The 24,762-nt window shown below is 61.6% G+C and carries 27 protein-coding genes and 1 pseudogene; 17 read left to right on the top strand and 11 right to left on the bottom strand.

What is annotated here, in order from left to right; genetic code table 11:
* The first annotated feature begins 46 nt into the window (after nucleotides 1–46).
* Nucleotides 47–865 carry a flagellin gene (locus tag ACOOE1_RS01890; RefSeq protein ID WP_420404652.1) on the top strand — a complete coding sequence of 273 codons (819 nt, stop codon included), beginning with the start codon at nucleotides 47–49 and terminating at the stop codon, nucleotides 863–865.
* A 33-nt stretch (nucleotides 866–898) separates the two neighbouring features.
* Entirely contained in the window at nucleotides 899–1,273 is a 375-nt protein-coding gene (gene flaF / locus ACOOE1_RS01895; protein ID WP_420404653.1) for a flagellar biosynthesis regulator FlaF, read from the top strand.
* A 13-nt stretch (nucleotides 1,274–1,286) separates the two neighbouring features.
* Here the strand turns inward: flaF and ACOOE1_RS01900 are convergent, their stop codons facing one another.
* Nucleotides 1,287–1,886: a glycosyltransferase family 9 protein gene (locus tag ACOOE1_RS01900; RefSeq protein WP_420406396.1), complete on the bottom strand. Its 600-nt coding sequence runs from the start codon at nucleotides 1,884–1,886 to the stop codon at nucleotides 1,287–1,289.
* Between the two features lie 678 nt (nucleotides 1,887–2,564).
* Nucleotides 2,565–3,221: pseudogene (locus ACOOE1_RS01905) on the bottom strand (tetratricopeptide repeat protein); the annotation flags it as partial.
* Here ACOOE1_RS01905 and flgK point away from each other — a divergent pair.
* From flgK to ACOOE1_RS01925, 4 genes are all read left to right on the top strand, one after another.
* A complete protein-coding gene (gene flgK / locus ACOOE1_RS01910; protein ID WP_420404654.1) occupies nucleotides 3,160–4,632 on the top strand; it encodes a flagellar hook-associated protein FlgK in 1,473 nt (490 codons plus the stop codon). The pseudogene ACOOE1_RS01905 and the gene flgK overlap by 62 nt on opposite strands.
* Nucleotides 4,633–4,646: 14 nt before the next feature.
* A complete protein-coding gene (locus tag ACOOE1_RS01915; protein WP_420404655.1) occupies nucleotides 4,647–5,648 on the top strand; it encodes a flagellin in 1,002 nt (333 codons plus the stop codon).
* Between the two features lie 178 nt (nucleotides 5,649–5,826).
* Entirely contained in the window at nucleotides 5,827–6,210 is a 384-nt protein-coding gene (locus ACOOE1_RS01920) for a hypothetical protein (RefSeq protein ID WP_420404656.1), read from the top strand.
* A gap of 185 nt (nucleotides 6,211–6,395) precedes the next feature.
* The gene (locus ACOOE1_RS01925; protein WP_420404657.1) at nucleotides 6,396–7,325 is read left to right on the top strand and encodes a tetratricopeptide repeat protein; all 930 of its coding nucleotides are present in this window, start codon (nucleotides 6,396–6,398) and stop codon (nucleotides 7,323–7,325) included.
* An 82-nt stretch (nucleotides 7,326–7,407) separates the two neighbouring features.
* Here the strand turns inward: ACOOE1_RS01925 and ACOOE1_RS01930 are convergent, their stop codons facing one another.
* Genes ACOOE1_RS01930 through ACOOE1_RS01940 form a run of 3 tightly spaced genes read right to left on the bottom strand, consistent with a single transcriptional unit; the run spans nucleotide 7,408 to nucleotide 9,357 of the window.
* Nucleotides 7,408–7,854: a hypothetical protein gene (locus ACOOE1_RS01930; protein WP_420404658.1), complete on the bottom strand. Its 447-nt coding sequence runs from the start codon at nucleotides 7,852–7,854 to the stop codon at nucleotides 7,408–7,410.
* 1 nt (nucleotide 7,855) lies between these two features.
* Nucleotides 7,856–8,191, bottom strand: a complete 336-nt coding sequence (locus ACOOE1_RS01935; protein WP_420404659.1) for a rod-binding protein — start codon at nucleotides 8,189–8,191, stop codon at nucleotides 7,856–7,858.
* Nucleotides 8,192–8,202: 11 nt separating this feature from the next.
* Nucleotides 8,203–9,357, bottom strand: coding sequence for a flagellar basal body P-ring protein FlgI (locus tag ACOOE1_RS01940; protein ID WP_420404660.1), 1,155 nt, complete (start codon nucleotides 9,355–9,357; stop codon nucleotides 8,203–8,205).
* 183 nt (nucleotides 9,358–9,540) lie between these two features.
* Here ACOOE1_RS01940 and ACOOE1_RS01945 point away from each other — a divergent pair, with 183 nt between their 5' ends.
* Both ACOOE1_RS01945 and dksA read left to right on the top strand, forming a co-directional pair.
* A complete protein-coding gene (locus ACOOE1_RS01945) occupies nucleotides 9,541–9,963 on the top strand; it encodes a flagellar assembly protein FliX (protein ID WP_420404661.1) in 423 nt (140 codons plus the stop codon).
* Between the two features lie 175 nt (nucleotides 9,964–10,138).
* Nucleotides 10,139–10,555 carry an RNA polymerase-binding protein DksA gene (gene dksA, locus ACOOE1_RS01950; RefSeq protein ID WP_420404662.1) on the top strand — a complete coding sequence of 139 codons (417 nt, stop codon included), beginning with the start codon at nucleotides 10,139–10,141 and terminating at the stop codon, nucleotides 10,553–10,555.
* Nucleotides 10,556–10,672: 117 nt separating this feature from the next.
* Here the strand turns inward: dksA and flgH are convergent, their stop codons facing one another.
* The 4 genes from flgH to flgF are packed head-to-tail and all read right to left on the bottom strand — an operon-like array spanning nucleotide 10,673 to nucleotide 14,252.
* Nucleotides 10,673–11,437 carry a flagellar basal body L-ring protein FlgH gene (gene flgH, locus ACOOE1_RS01955; RefSeq protein ID WP_420404663.1) on the bottom strand — a complete coding sequence of 255 codons (765 nt, stop codon included), beginning with the start codon at nucleotides 11,435–11,437 and terminating at the stop codon, nucleotides 10,673–10,675.
* A 38-nt stretch (nucleotides 11,438–11,475) separates the two neighbouring features.
* On the bottom strand, nucleotides 11,476–12,465 hold the full coding sequence (flgA, locus tag ACOOE1_RS01960; RefSeq protein ID WP_420404664.1) for a flagellar basal body P-ring formation chaperone FlgA: 990 nt from the start codon (nucleotides 12,463–12,465) through the stop codon (nucleotides 11,476–11,478).
* A gap of 35 nt (nucleotides 12,466–12,500) precedes the next feature.
* Nucleotides 12,501–13,286 (bottom strand): flagellar basal-body rod protein FlgG, encoded by a 786-nt coding sequence (gene flgG / locus ACOOE1_RS01965; RefSeq protein WP_420404665.1) that lies wholly within the window; start codon nucleotides 13,284–13,286, stop codon nucleotides 12,501–12,503.
* 24 nt (nucleotides 13,287–13,310) lie between these two features.
* A complete protein-coding gene (gene flgF / locus ACOOE1_RS01970) occupies nucleotides 13,311–14,252 on the bottom strand; it encodes a flagellar basal-body rod protein FlgF (protein WP_420404666.1) in 942 nt (313 codons plus the stop codon).
* Between the two features lie 224 nt (nucleotides 14,253–14,476).
* On the opposite strand from flgF, the gene ACOOE1_RS01975 reads away from it, so the two are divergent.
* From ACOOE1_RS01975 to ACOOE1_RS02015, 9 genes are all read left to right on the top strand, one after another.
* Nucleotides 14,477–15,016 (top strand): flagellar basal body-associated FliL family protein, encoded by a 540-nt coding sequence (locus ACOOE1_RS01975; protein ID WP_420404667.1) that lies wholly within the window; start codon nucleotides 14,477–14,479, stop codon nucleotides 15,014–15,016.
* A gap of 9 nt (nucleotides 15,017–15,025) precedes the next feature.
* Nucleotides 15,026–16,060 carry a flagellar motor switch protein FliM gene (fliM, locus tag ACOOE1_RS01980; RefSeq protein ID WP_420404668.1) on the top strand — a complete coding sequence of 345 codons (1,035 nt, stop codon included), beginning with the start codon at nucleotides 15,026–15,028 and terminating at the stop codon, nucleotides 16,058–16,060.
* A 9-nt stretch (nucleotides 16,061–16,069) separates the two neighbouring features.
* Entirely contained in the window at nucleotides 16,070–16,615 is a 546-nt protein-coding gene (locus ACOOE1_RS01985; protein ID WP_420404669.1) for a DUF6468 domain-containing protein, read from the top strand.
* The gene (locus tag ACOOE1_RS01990) at nucleotides 16,615–17,472 is read left to right on the top strand and encodes a MotE family protein (protein ID WP_420404670.1); all 858 of its coding nucleotides are present in this window, start codon (nucleotides 16,615–16,617) and stop codon (nucleotides 17,470–17,472) included. The genes ACOOE1_RS01985 and ACOOE1_RS01990 overlap by 1 nt, the downstream gene beginning before the upstream one ends.
* Before the next feature lie 201 nt (nucleotides 17,473–17,673).
* A complete protein-coding gene (locus tag ACOOE1_RS01995; RefSeq protein ID WP_193179982.1) occupies nucleotides 17,674–18,063 on the top strand; it encodes a response regulator in 390 nt (129 codons plus the stop codon).
* Between the two features lie 46 nt (nucleotides 18,064–18,109).
* On the top strand, nucleotides 18,110–18,577 hold the full coding sequence (locus ACOOE1_RS02000; RefSeq protein ID WP_420404671.1) for a hypothetical protein: 468 nt from the start codon (nucleotides 18,110–18,112) through the stop codon (nucleotides 18,575–18,577).
* Between the two features lie 3 nt (nucleotides 18,578–18,580).
* On the top strand, nucleotides 18,581–19,219 hold the full coding sequence (locus tag ACOOE1_RS02005) for a hypothetical protein (protein WP_420404672.1): 639 nt from the start codon (nucleotides 18,581–18,583) through the stop codon (nucleotides 19,217–19,219).
* 2 nt (nucleotides 19,220–19,221) lie between these two features.
* Nucleotides 19,222–19,944 carry an OmpA/MotB family protein gene (locus tag ACOOE1_RS02010; protein ID WP_420404673.1) on the top strand — a complete coding sequence of 241 codons (723 nt, stop codon included), beginning with the start codon at nucleotides 19,222–19,224 and terminating at the stop codon, nucleotides 19,942–19,944.
* The gene (locus ACOOE1_RS02015; RefSeq protein WP_420404674.1) at nucleotides 19,941–23,627 is read left to right on the top strand and encodes a hypothetical protein; all 3,687 of its coding nucleotides are present in this window, start codon (nucleotides 19,941–19,943) and stop codon (nucleotides 23,625–23,627) included. The genes ACOOE1_RS02010 and ACOOE1_RS02015 overlap by 4 nt, the downstream gene beginning before the upstream one ends.
* Before the next feature lie 23 nt (nucleotides 23,628–23,650).
* Here the strand turns inward: ACOOE1_RS02015 and fliP are convergent, their stop codons facing one another.
* Nucleotides 23,651–24,427, bottom strand: coding sequence for a flagellar type III secretion system pore protein FliP (fliP, locus tag ACOOE1_RS02020; RefSeq protein WP_420404675.1), 777 nt, complete (start codon nucleotides 24,425–24,427; stop codon nucleotides 23,651–23,653).
* Nucleotides 24,424–24,762, bottom strand: a complete 339-nt coding sequence (locus tag ACOOE1_RS02025) for a flagellar biosynthetic protein FliO (RefSeq protein WP_420404676.1) — start codon at nucleotides 24,760–24,762, stop codon at nucleotides 24,424–24,426. Before ACOOE1_RS02025 ends, fliP begins: the two co-directional genes overlap by 4 nt.

Raw genomic sequence — 24,762 nt, forward strand, 5'->3', positions numbered from 1 at the left:
GGATCCGGGGTAGACGGGCGGCGCAAAGAGAGAAGGAACACTGGAAATGGTTAGCAACTCGATTCTGACGAACCCGGAGGCTCTGGTTGCGCTACGCAATCTCGAGCGGACCAACAATCTTCTGGCGCAGACTCAGGACCGGGTGTCGACCGGCTTGAAAGTCTCGGGCGCCGAAGATGACGCATCGAACTTCGCGATCGCGCAGGGGATCCGCGGCGATCTGCGCGCACTCAGCGCGATCCAGCAAGGGCTGAACAATACCAAGGGCATCGCCCAGGTTGCGCTTGCCGGCACGACGTCGATCTCCGACCTGCTGCAGGACGTGCGGCAGAAGCTGACGGAACTGTCCAACGAGGGCATTACCACGCAGCAGCGCAGCATCCTGACGGACGATTTCAACGAGCTGATCTCCCAGGCCCGGAATTTCGTCACCAACGCGGTCTTTAACGGAATCAACGTTCTCAACACCTCGACGGCGGTGAACACGCTGTCGAACCTCAACAACGACACGATCACGCTTCGCGCCCGCAACCTTCTGACCGAGATCAACTCGCTCGGCGGCGCGACGCTGGCGACAGCGACCAATGCGCAGAGCGTTTTGACGGCGCAGTATTCCAATCTGGAGTCGACCGTGAACATCGCGCTCGGGCAGCTTGGTGCCGATACCCGGGCGCTCAACTTCCAGACGGAATTCCTGACATCGGTGAGCGACGCGACAGAAGAGGGTCTCGGCAATATCGTCGATGCCGATCTGGCGCGTGAATCCGCACAGCTGACGGCGCTTCAGGTTCGCCAGCAGCTTGGCGTACAGGTCCTTGGCGTTGCGAACAACGCACCGCAGGTTCTGCTGGGGCTCTTCCAGTAACCGCCGGCCGCGTGAGTATCGGGGGAGCTTGAGATGCGCCAGGGATATGCCGCTTACAAGAGCGTCCAGAAGCAGACCGAGAGCCATCAGCAGGTCGAGTACCGGCTGCTCGGCCAGGTCACGAGCGCGCTCCTCAAGGCCAAGGAAGATGGTGGTGAACTACAGGACCGGTTGAATGCCATTCTTTGGAACGGAAAGGTCTGGAACGCCTTCCTGTGCGACCTTTCCGAGCCCGGCAACAAACTCCCCGACGGCCTGAAAAAGAGCCTCATCCAGCTTGCGCATTGGGTCTCGAAGGAAACGGAACTCGCGATCGACGGCAAGGCGGGACTCGATGCCATGATCAATGTGAACCGCCAGATCATGGAAGGCTTGCAGGACCAGTTCCGGCTCGCCGAAGCCAGCTGAGTCTCCGGCGGACCTATCCGCTTTCGCTCAAGATTTCTTCTATCAGCGGCAACGCTTCATTGATCGCGGCCTCCCACGACCGGTTGCCGCCCTTAATCAGGCTCCGCTCGCTCGCAAGCCACGGATTGGAGCTTGCCCCAAGAAACATCGCACTTCGGGATGCGTGAAGTCCGATCACCGGCGTTCCGACCGCGCCCGCGATGAACAGCACCGATGTGTCCGTCGCGATGACCAGGTCGAGGGCGGCGATCATGGCCGCCACCCGGTCCAGTTCATCCCGCTGATCGATCGCTTCGGGCCGGAAGACGGGCACTCCGGTTAGTTTCTCCAGTTCCTGTATCTCGGCTTCATATTCATCATATTGCAGGCAGACCGGCAGGAAGTCGGTTCTTCCGAACAGGGGGGCGAGCTGTGCGATCACCAGATCATTGTGCCGCCAGGCCGGTCGCCGCAGTCCGCTACGCCAGCAGAAACCGACAGATGGCAGTGACGTCGCGCTGGCGAAGCGTGTGCGCCAACCGGCCTCTTCGGCCGCATCGGGTCGCAAGAATCCGGGCGATTTCGGAAATGCATCGAGATGCGGCCGGACGTGGCAGGGCATGTCGTCCAGCATGAGATAGGCGCCGATGGAGCACTCTGCGACCAATGGGGCATAGTCCGCGGTTAGCCCGTTCGCCTCGGTCCGCGGTACCTTGGCAACGACCCGAATGCCGTCGAACGAGCGTTGGAACAGCGGAACCAGGCGCGCATCGCTTTCAAGGACGATCCTGCCGCAGTAGCGGCGCTGGATATCTGCAACACACGAAGCCAGGCGGATCTCGTCGCCGATACCCTGTTCATGGCACAGGAGGAGGGCGGAATCGTCGTCAGCGGGTTGCCCGTTCCATTGCGTCGGCAGTCCCCGGCGATCGATGCTGACCTCCGCTTTCCGGTGCCGCCAGGCATAGCGAGCGAAGCCTTCGGAAATCTGGCCGGCGGCGAGCAGCGCGTCGGCGAGATTGTACTCGAGGACCGGATCGCCCGGGCGGACGGTTCGGGCAAATCTCGCCGACCTGACACCTTCCCGGTGACGCCCCGCCGCGCGCAAAACGAGTTGAAGGTTGTTGTATCCTTCCGCGGCCCCGGGAGTGAGGAGCAAGGCACGGCGATAGTATGCGACGGCTGCGTTGCCCTCGAAGCACTCGAAGAGCGTGCGGCCCATCTGAAAGAAGAATTCGGAGGTCCCCAGCCCGGCGCGCGCCAGATTTTCCAGCAGGGCGCGGGCATCCGCCACGCGATCGAGTTCGTGAAGCAGCTTTGCGCGCGACAACTGCCAGCCGGCCTCAGAGGGACGACTCTCCGTTGCCCGCTCGAAATGGGCAAGGGCGCTCGCCTTGTTCCCGAGCAGACGTTCCGCTTCCCCGAGATTGTAGCAGGCTTCCGCGTGCTCGGGATCGATGGCGAGGGCATGCCGCAGGTGACAACGAGCGGTTTCCGGCGCGTTCGTCGCGAGAAATATGCAGGCGTACCTGTTCAGGCAGTTGGCGTCTTCGGGGGCGAGCATCAATGCGCGGCGCAGCCGGTCATGGGCCGCGTCGCAATCGCCCATCTGAAAGCTCGCGAGGCCATAAAAGTGCCAGAACTGGCTGAGCTGGGGCAGGGAGGCCGCAAGATCGTTGTAAAGCGCCAGAGCTTCCACAATCCGGCCGGCTCCGTGCAGCGCTGCCGCTTGCTGCAAGACTTGCACGGGATTTGCAGGAGGAGATTCCGTCATTCCGGCATGCTGCACGAATGAAAGGTCGACGGGAAGAGCTTCGAGACGCAACCGATTATCGATGTTGGCCCGGTTCTTGCTTTCTTTTTCGTGACGCAATTTGCCTGAAGAGGCTTCGGAGGTAATCGCCGCCATGTCAATATCCAGCGCACTTCTGGCCGCGACGTCGGGTTTGTCGGCTGCCCAGTCCCGCATCGATGTGGTTTCGCGCAACGTCGCCAACGCGACGAACGAGGATTACACACGGAAGTCGCAGGATCTGCAGACGCGCATCATTGGCGGGCAGGCGCAGGGTGTCGATCTCGGAGTGGTCGAGCGATCGGTCAACCAAGGCCTGCTGGAGGATATCCGGACCCAGGAAGCCACGGTCTCTGAGCTGAGCGTTCTTGATACCTATCTAGAGCGCCTCGTGGAGGCATTCGGCCGTCCGGGCGACGATGACTCGATCTCGGCAAAGATCACCGACCTGAAGGAGTCGATCCAGGTCTTGTCGATCGCGCCGGAGCTCGGCGCGAACCAGGCAGAAGTCCTGCGCGCGGCGGAAGCCGTGGCTCAGGAGTTCCAGGACGTCACCGCCGCCATTGCTGACCTCCGCAAGGAAGCGGACAACGCGATCGCCGATACTGTGGAGCTGGTGAACAATGCGCTCAACAATATCGAAACCCTCAATGACGAGATCGCGACCCGCAAGACGGAGGGCCGGACCACGGCGGATCTCGAAGACAGCCGCGACAAGTATGTTCAGGAGCTGTCGAAATATATGAACATCAATGTCATAGAGCGCTCGAACGGCGAATTGACAATCCTGACCGGAGACAGCCGGCTCCTGCTCGACGACACGAAGTTCCCTCTTACCTTTACCGAGACAGCGCTCTTCACCTCGACGACTGCCGGTCAGCCACTGCAGATCGAGGATGGTCTGGCGGGGACGGCCACGAATCCGGACATTTCCAGCGAGGTCTCTGCGCGCGACGGGGAATTGGCCGGACTGCTGCGGATCCGCGATACCATTCTGGTGGAAGCGCAGGACCAACTCGATACGCTGGCGCACGAGCTTGCCAATGATCTCGATACCTTCACCATCAACGGCACGGTCGCGGTCGTGAACCTTTTCGTAGACGGCGGCGGCAACGTCCCGGCGGATGCGCTGGGCAACGAGCAGGGATTTGCCGAAGTCATCCAGGTCAATTCGACGGTTACGGCGACGCCCTCGATACTGGTAACCGGCGATACGGGTGATGGCGCCAATACATATGTCGCCATCGGTACCGGCGACCATCGGGTCGCGAATGCCATGCTCGATGCCTTCCAGGCGACCCAGACCTTCGTGTCCGGCTTCGGTTTGACGGCAACGAACTCAATTGAGGGGTTTGCCGCAGAGCTTGTCGGTTTCCAGGCCAACCAGCACGCGACTTTCGAGAGCCAGCTGACCTTCGAGACCAATTACCGGGACACGCTGGTCCAGTCGTACCGGGATGAGAGCGGGGTCAACACAGACGAAGAACTCGCCAAACTGATTGAGTTGGAGGCCGCTTTCGCGGCCTCGGCGCGAGTCTTGCAGTCCGTTCAGCAATCGCTGGACGAACTGGTTAACATCATTCGATAGTTGGGAGTGAGTCGATGCGTATCGCCAGCCTGACAACAGCACTCAGGACTCAGAACACGATCCTGAATCTGCAGGATCAGATGCTGCGGGCTCAACAGCAGGTCTCGACGGGCAAGCTCTCGCAGATCTACAGCGGACTCTCCGGAGACAATGCGCGAATCTCGATCCAGTTGCGGGAAGAGATCCAGACGAAAGAATCCTACGTCAACACAATCAACTCGGTGCGTACCCGCACCAAGGTCATGGAAGCGGCACTGGTCGGCATTCAGGATCTTGCGGAGCAAATGCGGGCCGAACTGATCAAACAGCAGGACGGCAAATATGACGATACCGCGCCGGTGCTGAAGCAGTTCGCGGATTCCGCGATCGATCAACTCGTCAGTTTGCTGAACTCCCAGTCCGAAGGGCGTAACCTTTTCAACGGAACCTCCGTTGGCACGCAGCCGCTCATCAATGCGTCGACGCTTAAGACAAACGCCTTCGCCGCGATCACTCCGCTCGCCGTCGGCAACTCCGCGACCGTTATCGGCGATTCCGGGACATTCTTTGGGACCGATGGAAACTGGAACAATGTCGGCGGCTTGCCGCCTGGCCAGACGCGACCTTTCGCCTTCGATGCGGCGGAAGGCGTGCGTCTCGAGTTCGGCGAACTTGCCAACGACGATGCGTTCGAGGAGCTCTTCGAAGTTTTTGCGATCTTCGCGGATGTCGATTACGCGGCCGGACTCGATGCCGACTACGGCGCTCTGGTCACCGATGGCCTGACCCGGGTCGAGACTGCGGCGGACGATATCGGACTGATGATTGCTGCCCTCGGTACCACGCAAAGCCGGATGACCGACATCCAGGATCAGCACAAAGACGACAACACGGTGCTGACCAAGCAGTTGGACGGCGTCGAGAACATCGATTCCTTCGAGGCCGCTGCCGAGTTTCAGCTGATCCAGGGTCAGCTTCAGGCTGCCTATCAAACCACCGCTTCGCTGCGCAGCCTCTCTCTGGCGAACTACCTGTAAACCCGTGAGGGCAAGTGGAGGCTAAATCGTTTCCATGGCGGGAAATATCGGCGCAGCCGGGATTTTCCTAAATTTTAGCGCATCGTGCAAATGACTCGACAATTGACTCTTGCGATAGTACATTTATCTGCAGTTGCCGACAAAAGGCAGGTTAGTTGACTCCAGAATGGAGATCGTCATGGTCGAGATCCTATCCGGGGCGACCGCTGCACGATCAATTGCGCAGCCGGCCCCCGCGCGGTCAAATCAGGCGTCAGGTTTCGGCGCTGTCGCAGCGGCCCAGCCCATCCAAACCGAATTTTATCTCAGTCCGGTAATCCGTTTCGACTCCGAAGCCCTCAAGGTCATCTTTGAGGTGCGCGACAGCCGGTCCGGCGAAGTGACAAGACAGTTCCCGCCCGAGCGGGTTGTCCGCGAATTGCAGAAGACCGCCGGTCTCGGAATTGAAGTTCCGGAGCCGCGAGAGGCGGAGACGGACAGTGTCGAGGTCCAGGGTGCTCAGGGAAGTTCCGAGTCGGAGCCTGAGTCGGCACCGGATCCCGAGGTCGACGTCCTGATCTGATCGACGGACATGGGTAACTTTTTAGAGTCTCGGTGGCAGACGCTAGGTCTGGCGCCCTTTTTTGATTCCGCAGGTCCGCCTGCCTGAACGTTTCCTCAATCGGCAGGAAGCGAAAATTCCCCTAGAGTTCCAAGTATGTTAGGAAAGGGCGGTTAAAATTCGGTTTGCCGATGGAGGATCCCAGCGTGGAGAATGAAGACGCGATCAATGAACTGCTAAAACGCGGGATCAGTCATCATGAGTCCGGTGAAGTCGTTGAGGCGCGGAACATCTATGTCGAGATCCTCGAGCGGGATCCGCAAAATCATCAGGCGTTGGATCTGGCCGGTTTGCTCTGCATGCAATGCAACGAGCTCGAAGCGGCAGGGGACTTCTTTGAATCCGCGATGGAACTGGATCCGGATTCGGGCCGCTATATTTGTCACGCGGGCACCCTGAAACTTCATATCGAGGACCTGGAGCAAGCGGAAGAGCTGTTGCGCAAAGCAATCTCCGTGGACCCCGAAATCTCGGAATCGTTCCTTTCGCTCGGTCTGGTCTACCGAACGCAAAAGAAGTTCAACGAAGCAGTCGCTGTAATCGAGGAAGGCTTGTCCACGCATCCGGACAATAGTCGCCTGCTGACCTGGCGTGGCATTCTCGAGATTGACCGGGAGGACTTGCCGAGCGCGGCGGAGTTCCTTCACCAGGCAATCAGTGCGGACAGCGAGAATCTGGAAGCCATGGTCACGCTCGGAAACGTGATGATGGAACTCGACGAGCTCGAAATCGCGGAACGCTGCTATACTTCGGTAGTAGAGCGAGCGCCTGAGGATGTCGGGACGCGCTGCCGGCTGGCTGTCCTGATGAAGCGCCTTGGCCGGCGGGACGAAGCTGTCGTCGAACTGGAAAGAGCGTTCTCGGAAGCTGCGGCCGATAGCGAGATCTTCAACGATATCGCGGAGCTGCTCGAGTCGCTCGGCAGCGACGACGATGCGATCGTCGCGGCAGAGCGGGCGGTGGCTCTCGACAGCGGCAACGCCTCCAGTTTTTCTTTGCTGGCGCGCCTGCACAGCAAGGCCGGGAACGAAGAGGCTGCGAAAGACGCGGCGCAGCGCGCCGCGACCCTGGCTTGAGCTCCGACTGGATTGTGTTCCGGGAAGAGTAGGCGACCCCGGAACCGCGCCGCTCTTGCGCCCGGTTCCGGAAAAGGCGTCGTCAAAGGCTCTTGCTGACGGCCGCTGTCGCCCGACCTGTCGGCGTATAGGCGGCATAGCCTGTCCTCGGTCGGCCGAATGCGGGTTCTTCCGGGGTAATCCCGCGTTGTTTCCGCACGGATTCCATGATGAGGGAGACGACCCGCTCTGCCGCATCGTGGCTGGATCTGAGGGCAAGCATATTGTCGGAGAGAGCACAGCGAAAACGCTGGTATAGTTCCCGGAGCGCGGTGCGATCGTCCGCCGGGATCAGTTCCAGAACTTCCGGGTGGGTCCGCATTTCAATCTGATATTTCTCGAACGATATCGAAAGCTGGCGTTTTCGGGCCTGGAGTTTGTCGAGGGTCTTGAACTCGCGCTTTTTCAACATCGCCGTTTCTTCGTTCAGCAGCTTCATCAGGCCGATCATGCTCTCGCGAAACGCGTCGATAATGGATGTGTCGGCCATATCAATTCACCTCCTGAAGCGATAGCAGTTGCCGTTCAATTGTGTCCGCGATCCCCAGTCCGCCGGTACGGGCGATCTGTTTGCCGTATTCGTCGACCATGAGGTCGCGATAAATGTCTTCCGCCGGCCCGCCGCCGAACATTTCGCCATTGCCGACGCCCTTGAACATGTGGCCCAGCATCTGGCTGATGAAGATCGACTCGAACTCCTCGGCGGCCTGGCGCACTTCTTCGCGGTTCTTGCCCGCTGCCTTCAGTCTGTTCGCTGCGGCGTCCGTCTGCGAGACCCGCAGGTTGGCGGTTGCTGAGGCGGTATCCGTGAGAGCCATGCTGTCCATGATGCAGCTCCTTAGAGAACTTCTATTTCGGCTTGCAGGGCGCCGGCGGCCTTGATCGCCTGCAGGATGGAGATCAGGTCGCGCGGCCCGATGCCGAGCGCGTTCAGTCCGTCGACCAGTTCCTGCAGCGTGACGCTCTGGGAGAGCACGGACAGCTGCTTGTCCTCGTCCTGGTCGATTTCGATCTGTGTCCGCGGAACGGTCACGGTTTCGCCTGTTTGCGCGAAAGGCTGGGGCTGCGACACCTGCGGGGTTTCTGTGATGCGGATCGTCAGGTTGCCTTGCGCGATAGCGACCGTACTGATGCGGACATTCTCACCCATCACGATAATGCCCGTGGTCTCGTTGATGACCACTTTGGCGGGGATGTCCGGGGTCACGCGCAACTGCTCTATATCCGTGATCAGCGCAACGGCGTTGCCGCGATAATTCTCCGGCACCAGCATCCGGACAGCGGAGAGATCGCGCGCCTGCGCGATCGGCAGGCCGATGAAGGCATTGATTGCCTGCGAGATGCGGCGCGCCGTCGTGAAATCCGGGTTCTTAAGGGCAATGGTCACGGTTTCCATCTGCAGCATCGAGTACTCGATCTCGCGTTCGATGATCGCGCCATTGGCGATTCGGCCGCTGGTCGGCACACCCTGGACAATCGTCTCGCCTTCGCCGCCGGCTGAGATGGCGCCGGTCGCGACGGACCCCTGTGCGACGGCATAGACTTCGCCGTCGGCGCCGACCAAGGGGGTGACCAGCAGTGTGCCGCCCAAGAGATCCTCGGCGTCACCGATCGCGGAAATGGAGACGTCGATCCGGCTGCCCTGTTTCGCAAATGGCGGCAGGATCGCGGTCACCATGACGGCGGCGACATTGTCCGTGTCGAGATTGTTGTCGCGTGCGTTCACGCCGAGACGTTCCAGCATGCCGACGAGACTCTCACGGGTAAAAATCGCACTGCCGAGATCGTCGCCCGTGCCGTTCAGCCCCACCACGAGGCCATAGCCGACCAGCATGTTCTCCCGGACACCTTCGAAGTCGACGATGTCCTTGATCCGTGTCTGGCCGAATGCGTCGCCTGAAACGGTCAACACAAGGAAGACTGCCGTGAACAGGCCAAGAACCACCCGTTTCGGAGAGTTGGAGCGGGGCTCGTGGATATTCTGCGACCACATCGGTTCCGATTCCTCTTTTAGAGCTGAGCCGTTTCTCGGACTCCTGTTGGGCAGATGCCATGCGAGGATCGTGCCAACTTCTTTGTCTCCTCGGGAGAGTGGACCGCACCGCCCCAAGGCGATATTGGCTATGCGGTGCCTCGGACGGTAGTATATCTGAGCGGAACAGCGTAGGGTTCTGGGATGAAAGTAGATCCATCACGCCGCGTGAGTACCCCGGCGACGCGCAAGACGTCGAAGTCGGGAGGAACCAGCGGGACCCAGTTTTCAGGTCTTCTCGAGGAAACTCAGGAGAGCAAGGCGGCGCAGGGTACCAGTGCGGCGATGTCGGTCGACGGCCTGCTTGCGGTTCAGGAAGCGGATGCTGACGGCCGTGGCGGCGCGAAGCAGGGGCAGGCACGCGGCGAGGATCTGCTTGGGCGGCTCGAACGCCTGAGAGACGGATTGCTGCTGGGGGCGATTCCCGAGTCGGAACTGCGAGGTCTGGCGCAAACGATCAAACAGACCAAAGAGCGGAACTTTACCGACCCGCGGCTGGGCGAAATCCTGGACGAAATCGAACTCCGGGCCCGTGTCGAGCTCGCCAAACTCGGGACTTTTTTGTAACTATTTCCTCGCGATGTGTATTTATCGTTTGTTTTCAGTAAGTTGACGCTTTCTTTCCGGCGGCGTTCAAAGGCAAACAGAAGCTTGAAACCTAGGGCGGCGCGGACCTATACTCCGGCCGCTCCAAAAGGGCAGAGATCTTGCCTTTGATTGGCCTTTGTGGTGGAGGACCGGGATGAGCGTCACGTTGCCGCCGGACTACAAGCCGTCGGAAGACGAAGAATTTATGAACGCGAAGCAGCAGGAATATTTCCGGCAGAAGCTGCTGAGGTGGCGCGCCGAGTTGCTCCAGGAAGCAAACGAGACGTTGAGCCATTTGACCCAGGAAAACCTGCAGAAGCCGGATATGGCGGACCGGGCCTCCCTGGAGACGGATCATCAGATCGAGCTCCGGACTCGCGATCGCGAACGCAAGCTGATCAGCAAGATCGATTCGGCTTTGCAGCGCATCGAGGATGGCAGCTACGGGTACTGTGAGGAGACCGACGAGCCGATCGGCCTGCGGCGCCTCGAGGCCCGTCCGATCGCGACCCTCAGCCTGGAAGCGCAAGAGCGTCACGAGCGGCTCGAGCGGACCCACCGGGACGATTGAACGCAACCGGTTGCGCGGAAATGAAAGCGGGCCGTTCCAAGCGAACGGCCCGTCTCAGTTTGGTCGGGATGACTCGGCAAGGGCGGCAGATTTTGCCGCCCTTTTCCTGTCGGCGGATCAGAAGGGCATCAGGATCTCGAGAGCCTGGGAGCCATACCGCTGCTGCTGCAGGTCGGAGATCTGGCCGCGCCCGCCATATGCGATCCGGGCTTCCGCCATTTCATCGTAGCTCACGGTGTTGTCCGACTCGATGTCTTCGGGCCGGATAACGCCGCCGACGACGATTTCACGGACCTCGAAATTCACCCGGACTTCCTGGCGGCCGAACAGGACCATGTTGCCGTTCGGAAGTTGCTGCGTGACCACCGCAGCCAGGCGAAGATTGATGGTCTCGTTCCGGTCGATGCGGCCGCGGCCGTCATTTGCAAGGCCGGAGTCCGTGCCGACAAGAGAGCCGGCGTCCGCGCCCTCGGGCAGAACTTCCGTCAGCAGGTCCTCGTAGCCGAACAATCCGGAAATCCCCATGGTGTTGGTGTTGGTACGGTCATGCCGCGTCCTGTTGTCGATTGCAGCATCGTCCGCGATTTCGACCACCACGGTGATGATATCGCCGACCTGGCTGGCACGCTGGTCCTCGAAGAAGGCCCGGGAGCCCTCGACCCAGAGCGAGTTGGCCTGCCGGGTCGCGGTGACCGGGGTCGGCATCGGCATCGAGACCGGGCGGTAATTGTCTGACTGGGTCGGATTCTGGATCGCTGACAGTTCCGGGGTCTTGCCGATATCGGCGAGCCGCTGGAATACACCGCAGGCACTCACGGACATGCCGACCAGGGTGACTGCGGTGAGCCGGGTGAGCAGAGCGGAGACAGATTTCTTGGTCATCTTGCCGTTTCCTTAAGAGGCCAGTTCCTGGCGCTTGCCTAGTTCATTGCAATTCGGGGGCCGGCGACGGAGACGATCCCGGCATCGGTCACTGAGCCGACGACAGTCTTGCCGCTGGAGAGATTCTTGACCCGGATGGAGTCCCGTCGTGCGCCGTCTTCCAATGCCTGGCCGCGCAGGGTGAGGGTCATCATCGAGGTGCTGAACACCATGGTGACAAGGTCGCCTTTGCGGATCAGACGGATCGGGACCACGTCGGTGCGGCGGATCACCCGGCCGGCGCTGATCGGACGGCGTACGCTCATGCCGACGATCTGGTCCGCCGAGGTCACTGTATTGTGGTTGCTTCGGCGCGCCTGCATATCGGTCCAGACGATGTCGTTCTCGCGGATCGTTTCGCCCGGGCTGGCGTGGCGGTTCAGCACCGGTACCTCGATGACCGCGTGGACCTCGCCCTGGACCTTGGCCCTGAGCGATTTCTCATTCCCGATGGGCACGGAGATCAGAGCGGCGAAACGCTGGTTCCGGCTATTGTAGTCGAGGCTCTCGACCTTCACTTCCGGTTCCATGTCGCTCGGCACCATCATCGTCAGGCGCCGGTTGGTGATGTCGACCTCGACCCGGTCGGCAATATAGTCCTCGACCAGTCGCTCCTCGATGGCGGTGCGGACCAGTTGCAGGGGGACGGTACGGCCTTCACGCTCGACGATGACCCTGACGCGCCCGCTGCTGGGGCTCCAGTCGATGCCGTGCGCCTCGGCCAGCCGCTCCAGGGTGCCGGCGCGGACCACCAGGTCCTCGCCCGGCAGCGGCGCGTCGCCGACACGGGCGTCCTTCTCGGCCGGGAGGCCGGAGAAAAGATCGCTCAGCATCAGGGCGTCGCTCCGGAGCATGACGGTGTCGTTGGCGAATACCGTCTGTCCTGCAACGCGACCGGCGGCCGAGGCGGATTGCGGCAGACCCACGGAGATCGCGAGCAGCAATCCGGCCGAAAGGAAAGTCAGGGGCTTCAGTAATCCGCCAGTCATGTCACTCCTCCTTCGTTCCGGGTCTCAGGCCCGCGTTAGCGGACCTGGTTGACGGTGGCCATCATCTGGTCGGAGGTCTCGATGACCTTCGAGTTCAGTTCGTAGGCGCGCTGCGCAGTGATCAGGTCGGTGATTTCCTGCACCGGATCCACGTTCGAGGATTCGATGTATCCCTGGAACAGACCGCCGAACCCGTCGGTGGTCGGGTTCGCCGTGCTCGGCGCACCGGAGGCTTCCGTCTCGAGCAGCAGGTTGTTACCGGCATGTTCGAGGCCGGCGTCGTTCTGGAAGATCGCGAGCTGGATCTGGCCGACATTGGATTCCGCCGTCTGTCCGTCGAGCTTCACCAGAACCTGGCCGGACTCGTTGATGGTCACGCCGATCGCTTCCGGGGGAATGGTGATGCCGGGCTGGACGGTGTAACCGTCGGCGGTCACCAGTTCGCCGGTCTGGCTGACCTGGAAGGAACCGTCCCGGCTATAGGCCGTCTCGCCGTCCGGCAGTTGGATCTGGAAATAGCCGTTTCCGCGGATCGCGAGGTCGAACTGGTTGTCGGTCAGGATCAGCGAGCCCTGCTCGTTGACCCGATATGTCGCCGCGGTCCGGACGCCGACGCCGAGCTGGATACCGGACGGGACGACGGTGCCGGCATCTGAGGAGTTCGAGCCCACACGCCGCAGATCCTGGTAAAGAAGATCCTGGAACTGGGCCCGGTGCCGCTTGAACGCTGTCGTGTTCATATTGGCGATGTTGTTGGAGATGACCTCGACATTGGTCTGCTGAGCCAGCATGCCGGTGGAAGCGATGTTCAGGGACTGCATGATTTTGTTCCTTATTCCAACAGGTTATGCCGCCTGAGGCGAGCCGAGTTTGCGGACCGACGTGCGCAAGCGCTCGGCCTCTTTGTCCAGCATGTTCTTCACTCCCTCATAGGAGCGCTGAATGTCGATCAGTCTGGTCAGTTCGCTGATCGCGGAAACGTTCGAGGTTTCGAGGTGGCCCTGCATCAGCTTGGACTGTTCAGCCGGCTTCGGGGCCTCGGTGGTATCGAAGAGACTGCCGCCGCGCTTCTGCATGCGCGCGAGGTCCTCGAATTCGACCACTTTGAGAATGCCAAGGACTTCCGGGCCGGCGCTGATCGTGCCGTCCGGCGAGATTTCGATCTTGCGGCCGTCCTGCGGGATGAAGATCGGGTTGTCGCCATCATCCATCACAAGTTCACCGTTGCCGGTAATCAGCTGGTTGTCCGGATCGAGCTTGAAGTTGCCGTTTCGCGTGTAGAGAGGCTGTCGGCCGTTATCGACCACGAAGAAGCCGGGACCTTCGATGGCGACGTCGAATGTGTTCTGCGTCGGTTGCAGGGTGCCCGGCTGGTGAATCACGATCGTGCCGTGGTCGATCACGAAGTCGAGCTTCTCATCCATCTTGGTATCGGTCTCATACGGCGAATAGAGCGCGATTTCGCGTTTGAAGGCATTGGTGCTGGTATTCGCGATGTTGTTGGCGACCAGATACAACTCGCGCCTCAGCGCCGACTGCCGGGAGAGCCCGATATAGATCGCGTTTTCCATGACGATTTTTCCCAACCAGTTTTCAAATCGCCGCGTTCTACGGCCGTTGCCTCCGGTAAAAGCAGAATTCATGCCAATTATAAAATCTTTTTGATTCAATGCATTAGCGATTCGAGCCCAGCCAAACGAGCGGTGGAGACGGCAAGTTCGGTCCGGCTGGCAGGAATTGCCGAGCGCCCTGGGTCCGGAGGCGGTGAGGCTTGCCGGGGCGGTCACGCGCGCATGTCTTTAGAGACTAGGTTCGTTCATTTGGCGAAGTTAATGAAAAATATGGAGAAATGCTGCATCTTGTGATTTACTTATTTATAAGGTCCGTAACTCCGGTGCTTACCTTGCCAACCACCGCGTCAAGCAAGAACCGGGAACGAGTGGCGGACATCCGTTGTCAAATTGCAGCCGCATTTTCGCTGCATCGGAAGTTTTGATCTGGGACGGAATGGATGGCCGAAGAAGGCGAAGTCGTCGAGGATGATGGTGCCGAAGAAGATGGCGGCGGCAGGAAACTAAGCCCGAAAAAGATCGTTCTCTTCGTGCTCTTGCCGTTGCTGCTGCTGGTCGGCGCGGGTGCCGGTGGCGCGCTCATGCTCGGTATGCTGGGAGGGGAAGAGCCTCCGCCGGAACAGGCCGCCGACGGAGAAGGTGTGCCGCCGCCTGAAGTGCCGGAACCGTCCGCGCAGGCGATCTTCTTCGAAGTGCCGGATTTGATCGTCAATCTGAACACGAGCGGTCGAAAGACGGCGTTCCTGAAGATCAAGATTGCGCTCGAAGTCAGCAAGCCGTCGGATGTCGACGTGGTGAACGAGAACCTGCCGCGTATCGTTGACAATTTTCAGGTATATTTGCGCGAGCTCCGGGTCGACGACCTGCAGGGCTCGGCCGGTATGTACCGGTTGCGTGAGGAATTGCTGCGGCGTGTTAACCTGGCGGTGCGTCCGGCGCGCGTGAAGGACGTGCTGTTCAAGGAAATGCTGGTTCAGTGAGGTATTCGCATGGCCGATGATGATCTTGCTGCCGAATGGGAGGCGATGTCCGATGACGACGAGGAGGAAGTCGGCGGCGGCGGTACGGGCGCCCGGGTTCTAAACCAGGACGAAATCGACTCCCTTCTCGGCTTCGATGAAGGTGCCGGCGGGGACGGCGATACCTCCGGCATCCAGGCGATCGTCAATTCGGCACTGGTGTCATACGAGCGTCTGCCGATGCTCGAGGTCGTTTTCGACCGCCTCGTGCGGATGATGTCGACCAGCCTCAGAAACTTCACCTCTGATAACGTCGAGGTCTCGCTCGACAACATCACCTCGATCCGTTTCGGCGATTACCTGAACTCGATCCCGCTGCCGGCGATGCTGAGCGTCTTCAAGGCGGAAGAGTGGGACAATTACGGCCTTCTGGTCGTCGACTCGGCCCTGATCTATTCCATCGTCGACGTGCTGCTGGGCGGGCGGCGCGGCACCGCGGCAATGCGTATCGAGGGGCGTCCCTACACGACCATCGAACGGAACCTGGTCGAGCGCATGGTTACCGTCGTCCTGAGCGATCTCTCGGCCGCTTTCGATCCTCTCAGCCCCGTCACCTTCCGTTTCGACCGCCTTGAGACCAACCCGCGTTTCGCGACCATCGCGCGGCCGGCCAACGCGGCCGTCCTTGCGCGTTTGCGGATCGATATGGAGGACCGTGGCGGCCGGCTCGAGTTGATGCTGCCCTACGCGACCCTCGAGCCGGTGCGCGAACTGCTTCTGCAGATGTTCATGGGCGAAAAGTTCGGCCGCGACTCGATCTGGGAAACCCACCTGGCGAACGAACTCTGGGCGACCGACATCGAACTCGAAGCCGTGCTGGATCAAGTCGTCCTGTCCCTGAACGACGTATTGAACTGGAAGCCGGGCACGAAACTGCTGCTGAATGCCAGCCCGAAATCGACAATCGACATGCGTTGCGGCGACGTTCCGCTCTTCGTCGGCGGAATGGGGCAGCGCAACGGCCACATTGCAGTTAAGATCAAACAGAAACTGCGAAAGATGTAGGCGCACGGCATGGTGAACACGGTCCTGCCCCTGGTTCTGGACGGCCTGCTGGTCGTGCTGCTGCTCGCGACGATTGTCTATGCGATGATCCTGAACCGGAAATTGAATCGCCTGCGCGGCAACCACGATGAGATGGAAGTCTTCGTCGACAAGCTGAACGTGGCCTGCGCGCGCGCCGAGGCGGCGACGGCGGGCCTTCGGAGCGCAGGCGAGAACGGCAAGGCCGTGTTTCGGGACACGGCGTCGAAGGCGGAAGCGTTGCGCGATGAACTTGCCTTTCTTGTCGAGCGCGCCGATATCGTAGCCGGGCGCCTTGCAAATGCGAGCGAAGGCACGTCCGTCGTGCAGCCGAAAGCGGGCGTAACGACAGCCGGGGCAAGGTCCGAAGCCGCGAAGCCGGCGACAAAACGCCCTGCGGCGCCCGCACGGCGCGGTCCGGAAGTGTCTCGCGCATCGTCTGGCGGGCCCGCTGAATCTGGTGCCGGTCACTCCGGTTCCACCCCTCGATCGGAAGCCGAGGAAGAACTGCTTAAAGCACTGAGGAACGCACGCTGATGGCATATGACCGACGGGGCAGGAAAGCCCAGACGATCGATCCCGAAGCGCAGTCGGCAACTCCGAACGCTGCCCGCATTCAGGGCGGCCGCGCGGTCAAGGGAAAGCCACCCTCGAAAGCCAAGGCGGGCAAGGCCGCCGCTGCGCGCGATCCCCGGCAGGCCGGCCAGCCGCGCCCCGTGGCGGGGCGGTCGCGTACCTTCATCCGTGTCTTGCCGGTCGTCGTCTTCGTTGCCTTCCTGCTGATCAGCGTCAAGGTCGTGGGGATATGGGAAACGCTGGAGAGCGGCCGCTCTCCCGTGAGTGTCGCGGCCTTTGCCGAGGCCGACAGTCCCGCTGCGGGCGCGGTAACACCGGCATCAGAAGAACCCGAGCAGCTTGCTCAGGCGACCGAGCCGGCTCCGAAGAGCGAGGGAGACAAACCTCTCGATCCGGTACTCTTCACCCGTTCGGAGATCGAGTTGCTGCAGGATCTGTCCAAGCGGCGCAAGGAACTCGATGCGCGCGAGCAGGCGGTGATCCAGAAAGAAGGTCTGCTGACTGCGGCCGAGGACAGGATCGAGAAGAAAATCGTCGAGCTTGAACAGGTCCGGGCTGAAATCGAGGGCCTTATCAAGACCTACGACGAACAGGAGGAAGAGGAAATCAAGGGGCTTGTCCAGATCTACGAGAAGATGAAGCCGAAGGATGCGGCGCGGATTTTCGACGAACTGGACATGGACATCCTGCTGCGGGTCTTTGACCGGATGAAGGCCTCGAAATCGGCACCGGTGCTGGCCAACATGCGCCCGCAGAAAGCGAAGGAAGTGACCTCGAGGATCGCGGAACGCAAGAGTATTCCCCTCACGACCAACTGAACCGCGCGGCCGTCAAGAGCTCCCGTCTCCGGAAATGTCGACTCCGGAAATCAGACGAAACTTGCCGAAGGGTCGTGATTGGCAGTATTTCATCGGCATATCAGGCATTAACGACCTTTTAATATGATGGAGTTAGTGTCTGCCTACTGGTTAATATGAAGCCGGACGCGATCCGGGGTTTTACGAGATGGAGAGGTGCCGATGGCGGTCGACAAGGGCATGAAGATCCTCATTGTCGATGACTACAAGACAATGCTGCGCATTATTCGGAACCTTCTAAAGCAGCTTGGCTTCAACAATGTGGATGAAGCGAGCGACGGCAGTCAGGCTTTGCAGATGCTGCGTCGTGGCGAGGAATACGGGCTCGTGATTTCCGACTGGAACATGGAGCCGATGACTGGCCTGCAGCTGCTGAAGGAAGTTCGGGCAGATGCCAAGCTGAAAAGCACGCCGTTCATCATGGTCACGGCCGAGAGCAAGACCGAGAACGTGGTCGCGGCGAAGCAGGCCGGTGTGAACAACTACATCGTGAAGCCGTTCAACGCTGCGACCCTTAAGACGAAGATGACTGCGGTGATCGGCGCGTTCTGATCGCGCCGACCATCGGGTCAGACCGTCGCAACGGGGGAGTTCGATGGTGAAAGAAGGAATCCGCGATGAATTGCTGCCGGAAGCGGCACTTGAACTGGATGCCGTCACCTCCGTCGCCGAGGCCGCGGCCGAGAAAATTTTGACGGCGGTCGAGAAGATCGACGCATTGCGCGAAGACATGCCGGAGGAAGTTTCCGAGGCTGTCGGTGACGCCATTATCGAGATTTTCGAAGCCTGCGGGTTCCAGGATCTGACCGGTCAGCGAGTCGGACGAATCCACAAGACGCTGAGCAGCGTTGCCGACCGCGTGGACGCGGTCATATCCCATACAGGCCACAGTCACGGCGGCGCTTCATCCGAGGCGAAAAGAAATCGTGACAAACATACGGAAAATGTTGAAAAATCAGGCGGTGAACCGTTCTCAGAAGAGGGTTTGTTGAACGGTCCTCAGCTGCCTTCCGATGCCAAGACCCAGGAAGAAATCGATGCGCTGATGGACCAATTCGACAAGTAGTTTATGGTCCGAAGCGACGACAAGGCACGTGGGACGAGCCAACTCGGCAGCTTGCCGCTGTTTCTGAGCCTCTTTCTGCTGCTCCTCGCGTTCTTCATTTTCCTCAATTCAATCTCCACCAGGGTATCCGGGAAGAGCGATGACGTGCTCGATAGCGTGCGCGCCAGTTTCGCGTCGATCCTGAAGGACGGAACAGGGACCGGCGTCTTCGAGGGTGAACCGGGACAGAACAGCGATGCGGGATTGAAGAGCGAAGTGCTCGATGCTTTCAGCCCTTTGCTGAGCGTCACCTGGCTAACCGAGGACCGGCAGGGCAATCCCGTCTACATCGATTTCGAGACCGGCGAATTGTTCGAGGGCCGCAGTGTCGACCCCGATCTCGAATTCCGGAATTTCGCCGCGCGCATCGCGCCGATCCTGGCCAGGGAAGCGGGACGGAGTGCGGCCGAGGTCCGGCTCTGGTTCTCCTACCCTGAAAGCGGGAGCGAAAAGGAGCTCGCGCAGCTCCGGGCGGCACGGCTGGCGGAAATCCTGATCGGAATGGGCGCTCCGCGCTCCGGCGTTTCGATCGGCTTTCGAGAAATGCCGGCGCGGGGCATGATGCGCATTGCCGTCGATCTCGGTTCCGCGGGACGGCGCTAGAGATGAGTGAGTCGGCCACACGCGGGAACGGCCGCAAGCAAAGGGACGGCGTCAGCTGGATGGTGACGTTCGTCGATCTCGTCTCGCTTCTGCTTGCGTTTTTCGTGCTCATGTTTTCGATGACGACGCCCGACGCACCGCAATGGGAGTCCTTCACCGCCTCGCTGCGGTCGGCATTCTCGAGCGAGACGCCGACGCGGGCGCGCAAATCCCTGATGCCGGAGACGATTCGGGCCGAAGATCCCGGATTGGGATTCGATCTCGGGTATCTCCAGAAACTGCTCGAAGCCGAGCTGGCGCGGGACGCGCTGCTCCGGGATGCGGAGGTGGCGCCGAAGGGAGGCCGGCTTGTCATTTCGATGGCGAGCGATGTGTTTTTCCGTCCGGGTTCGGCTGTCCTGCTCCCGTCGGGCGAGGGCGCGATGTTCAATCTCGCGGTCGCGCTTTCCCAGCTCGACAACCGTATCGACATCGTCGGCCATACTGACCCGCGCCCGTTCGTCTCGCCGACGGCATCTTTCAGTTCGAATTGGGATCTCTCGCTCGCCCGTGCGTTTTCGGTCGCAGAAGCGTTGCGCAAGTTCGGATACGACAAGCCGGTCGAGGTTCGCGGCGCGGCGGACGGCAAATTCGGCGAGATCGATACGGCTCTGAGCCAGGAGGAACAATATCGTCGGGCAAGGCGCGTCGATCTGGTGATCTACAGGGAGCGGGATCGGAGATGATTGCGTCCCGAAGTGAGCTCGCTCCCCGCACCGCCCGCGCCTTTCGCGCGCTGGCGATGGTGCTTGCCGTTGCATGCATGTGGTTCGCGGCCGCGCCGCAGGCGGAAGCGCAACAGGTTGCGGTTTCGGGTGGTAGCCAGGGCGGTGTCGACAGTATCCGTTTCGACTGGCCGGCCCGGGTCGGCTATTCGGCCCAGAAATTCGGCAATACGCTGGCGATCACCTTCAGCCGGAACATATCTGCGGATTTCGGGCCGGTTGCGGGGGGAGTCGGGAGTTACATCAGCGCTGTCAGTCTCGATTCGGATAATCGGACGGTACTGGTCGACCTGTCCGGAAACCCGCGGTTCCGTTCGCGCCGAGACGGCAACGCGGTGATCCTCGATTTCTATGATCGCGACGCGCCGGCGCCGCCGGCAATCTCGGCGGCTCCCGCACCGGCACGGGCCCAGCCGGCGCCTGCGCCCGCTGAATCCACTGCGGCCCCCGCCACACAGACGGCTGAGACAGGAACACCGGCGCCGCAGCGAGCGACGCCCCCGCCACCGGCGCCGCGAGGTCCCAATCAACCGATTCTCAATGTCCGCACCGGCGCGCATGAGAGTTATTTCCGCTTCGTTTTCGACTGGACGGCAGACACGCCCTATACGGTCTCCGAGCAGCCGGACCGGGCCATTCTGAGATTTTCCCGTCCGGCCTGGATTGACGATGCGGAACTGCGGGCCCGTTTGCCCGAGCGGTTCAAGAATTTCACCTCGTCTCCCGGCGCGACCGCGATCGAGGTGTCTATTCCGCTGCAGGCGCGCGCCGGTATTCGCCATTTCACGACCGGCACCCGGGTCGTGCTTGATGTTGTCCCCGGAGCGGAGCCGAGCCGGACCGGCATTGGCCCGTCGGCGGAGGCGCCGGTCCCGAAGGCGGCGCCGACAGCGCCCGTGACGGCGGAGGTTCCACCCGCACAGGCGACCGATACCGCACAGAAGGTTGCCCAGCAATTCGGCCTGCAGGCTCTTCCGTCGCCGCGTTCGGCGGAACCAGAGGCGACGGCCGATCCGCCCGCCGCCGATGCCGGGCAGGAACCGGAGACCGCCGCGGCGGGCGCCGATGACGCCGCTGCGAACAACGGCGCTACGGCGCCGGCAACTTCCGCTCGGGCGCCGGCAAAATTCGAACGGGAGCCGGATGCCTTCGGTACCGCGACACGGCTTCAGGACATCGATCTCAAGGCTCTGATGAAGAATGGCGAGTCTCTCGTCCGAAGCCTGACCGCCGGCGATGAAGCGACGATCGAGGGGCCGGTAATTCCCGTCACCGCCAGTCTCGACAACAACATTGTTTCGGTCCGTTTCGAATGGACCCAGCCGGTGGCCGCCGCGGTATTCTCACGGGCCGGCTATGTCTGGGTGGTGTTCGGCGCGCAAGCCCGGTTCGACATGACGGCCCTGGAGAAGGCTGATTTCCAGCTGCTCGGCGCCAAGGCGCAGATACCGGTCAACGGAGGATCGGCTGTGCGTTTCCCGACGGTCGAAGGGGTCAATCCGCGGGTGTGGCGCGACAATGCGGTCTGGATCGTCGATTTCCGGCCGCAGAACAGCCGGCCCGACGTTCCGCTCAGGGTCGATACCCAACTGGTCAGCGCTCAGGGACCGCGTGTCTTCATACACCTGGAGGATCACAGCCCGACGGTCATCCTGCGGGATCCGGAAATCGGCGATCAGCTGTTCGTCGTTCCGGTCGCCTCGCTCAGCCGCGGCGTGGACGGACTCCGGCAGTTCTCCGAGTTCAATCTCCTGAACACGGCGCAGGGCGTCGCCGTTCAGCCATTCGCCGACGACATCACCATCCGCTCTCTGCCTGACGGGGTTGCGATCACAAAAGCCGGCGGCCTTACGATTTCGCGCGCCGTGCAGCAGTCGACGGACGATCAGGTTGCGCAGCGGATCGATGGTCTGCCGCCCGGACTTCCGCCGGGGCGGATTTTCGATTTCAGCAACTGGCGCAAGGGCAAGATAGACAGGTTCCTCGAACACAAGCAGGAGATCCAGCGCCGTATTTCCGAGGCGACCAGCATCGCGCGAAGCGGTCCGCGTCTCGAACTGGCGCATTTTTACTTTGCCCACGGTCTTGCGGCGGAAGCGATGGGCCTGCTTCGGACCATCGAGGTCGAGGATGAGGATCTGGCCCGGCGACCGGACGTGAAGGCATTGCGGGGCGCCGCACAGTTCATGCTCGGCCGTTTCAAGGAAGCCGAGGAGGATCTTGGAGACCGGAGTCTCAATGGCCTGTCCGAAGCCGAACTCTGGCGCGGTGCGGTAAAGGCGTCCCAGGGACGCTGGCCGGAAGCGGTCGAGCATTTCTCACGTGCCGGCGAGATTCCCGGAGGCTATCCGCGGAACATGGCGACGCAGATGGCGCTGCTCGCGGCGGAAGCGGCGATCCGTGCCGGCGATTTCCGTGGCGCCGGAGCCTTCATCGACGTGGTTGCCGACGGTCAACCGACACCGGGCGAGCAGGCCCGTCTGAACTATCTGCGCGGCAGGGTTCTCTACGCCTCCGGCGATACGGACACGGCACTCGATTTCTGGCGCACCCTGTCGCAGGACATGGACCGCTGGGCCCGCGTGCGCTCCGAACGCGCGCTGATCGAACACGGGCTGCGGAACGGTGAACTCAGCCGAAGCGACGCGATCGCAGGGCTGGAGAGCCTCAGATACACCTGGCGTGGCGATCAGGTCGAGTTCGACCTTCTGCGCGAACTCGGGCGGCTCTATCTCGAAGAAGGTGAGTATGTGGAAGGACTGAGTGCCCTGCGCGAAGCGGTGACCTTCTTCCCGGACAATCTTTTTGCCGATCAGGTCGCGGAGGAGATGACAAACGCCTTCGCAAAGATTTTCACCGACGGCGAGTCGGACAGGATGACGCCGATCCAGGCGCTCTCGCTGTACGACCAGTTCCGTGAACTGACACCCGTCGGCGCGCGCGGCGACGAGATCATCCAGCGACTGGCGGACCGGCTTGTTCAGGTCGATCTGCTCGACCGGGCGTCGATCCTGCTCGAGCGCCAGGTGAAGTTCCGACTCCAGGGCGAGGACAAGGCCCGGGTGGGCGCGCGTCTCGCCCTCATTCGCCTGCTCGACCGGCGACCGGAAGAGGCGCTCGGCGCGCTCGACGAGAGCGTCGCGCCGGGACTCGGAGCGGATCTCGCCCTGGAGCGCAAACGTCTGCGGGCCCGGGCGGAATTCGAACTCGGGGATGCCGATGGTGCGCTTCGGCTGCTCGCTGGTGACAAGAGCCGGGACGCGGACCTGCTGCGCGCCGATATCTTCTGGCGCACGCAGCGCTGGGCCCAGGCGGCCGAGGTCTTTCAGCGTCTTGTCGGACGGTCCGGCCGGGACGGCCGGCGGATCGACGAACAGGCGGCGACACTTATTCTGAACTGGGCGGTCTCGCTGTCGCTGAGCAACAATCTGGATCAGTTGAGCCGGGTGCGGCAGGTCTACACGCAGCAGATGGACAATACCCCGTTCCGCGAGGCCTTCCGCCTGATCACGAACAAGACCGAGGGCGAGCTGGACGATTTCCGCACGCTCGCGGACCGGTTCGGCGAGATCGGCCGCTTCCAGGCGTTCCTCAGTTCCTACCGGGATCGCCTGAAGGACAAGCCGCTCAGCGCGACGAACTAGGCAGGGCGCGCCCGGAGGAGCGGCTATCCCGCCCCAAAGCTCCGGACCATGCTTCCGGCTATCAGGTACCAGCCGTCGACCAGCACGAAGAAGATCAGCTTGAAGGGCAGGGAGACGATCACCGGGGGCACCATCATCATGCCCATCGACATCAGGATCGAGGCCACGACCATGTCGATGATGACGAAGGGCAGGTAGATCAGGAAGCCGATCTCGAAGGCGCGCCGGAGTTCGCTGATCATGAAGGCCGGTACCAGAACCTTCAGCGGCGCGTTGACCCCGGTCTCCGCCGGACCGACCTGGCCGATATCCTCGAACAGCTGCAGGTCCTTGTCGCGCACCTGGGCGAGCATGAAGGTGCGGAACGGCGCGACCGCCCGTTCGAACGCCTCGAACTCGTCGATGCGCTCGGCGATCAGGGGGGCGACGCCGTCTTCCCACGCCTGTTCGAGCGTGGGGGCCATGATGAAGCCGGTCAGGAACAGCGCAAGGCTGACAATCACGAGGTTGGGCGGCGACTGCTGGGTGCCGAGCGCGGTGCGCAGCAGGGAGAAGACAATGACCAGCCGGGTGAAAGAGGTGACGGTCACCAGGATGCCCGGGGCAAGCGAGAGCAGGGTGATCGCGGCGATCAGCTGGATCAGCCGTGCCGTGGTCGTGCCTCCCGGCTCGCCGATATCGAGCGTCAGGGTCTGGGCCAGCGTCTCGGGCGCGATAACCGCCATGGACAGCACAGAGACGAGCAGGGCGCCGAGACCCACCCGCAGGAAGCGGCGTCGGAGCGGAAACATCGCACTCATGAATTCTTATCCGTAACAGCGGGGGCGGACGGTTCCGCCGCATCCCTCAGGGCGGCGGCGAAACTGTCCGGATCCGACGCGATCCCGCTCTCGATCAGCAGGTCGTTGTTCGGGCCGAGCAACAGAAGGTGCTCCCGATCGTCACGCCGCACCAGCACCAGGCGCCGGCGTGTGTCGAGGGAGAACTGCCCGGTCAGGGACAGGCGCCCCGCCGTGTGTGCGCGCACGATTCCGAAGCGCCCGGCATACCGCCTGGCAATCCAATAGACCGCGCCGATCAAGCCGATGGTAAAGGCGAAGGCGAGGAGAAACCTGAGATAGACCTCGAAACCCAT

The organism is Nisaea sp., from assembly GCF_965216895.1.
GTDB lineage: Bacteria > Pseudomonadota > Alphaproteobacteria > Thalassobaculales > Thalassobaculaceae > Nisaea.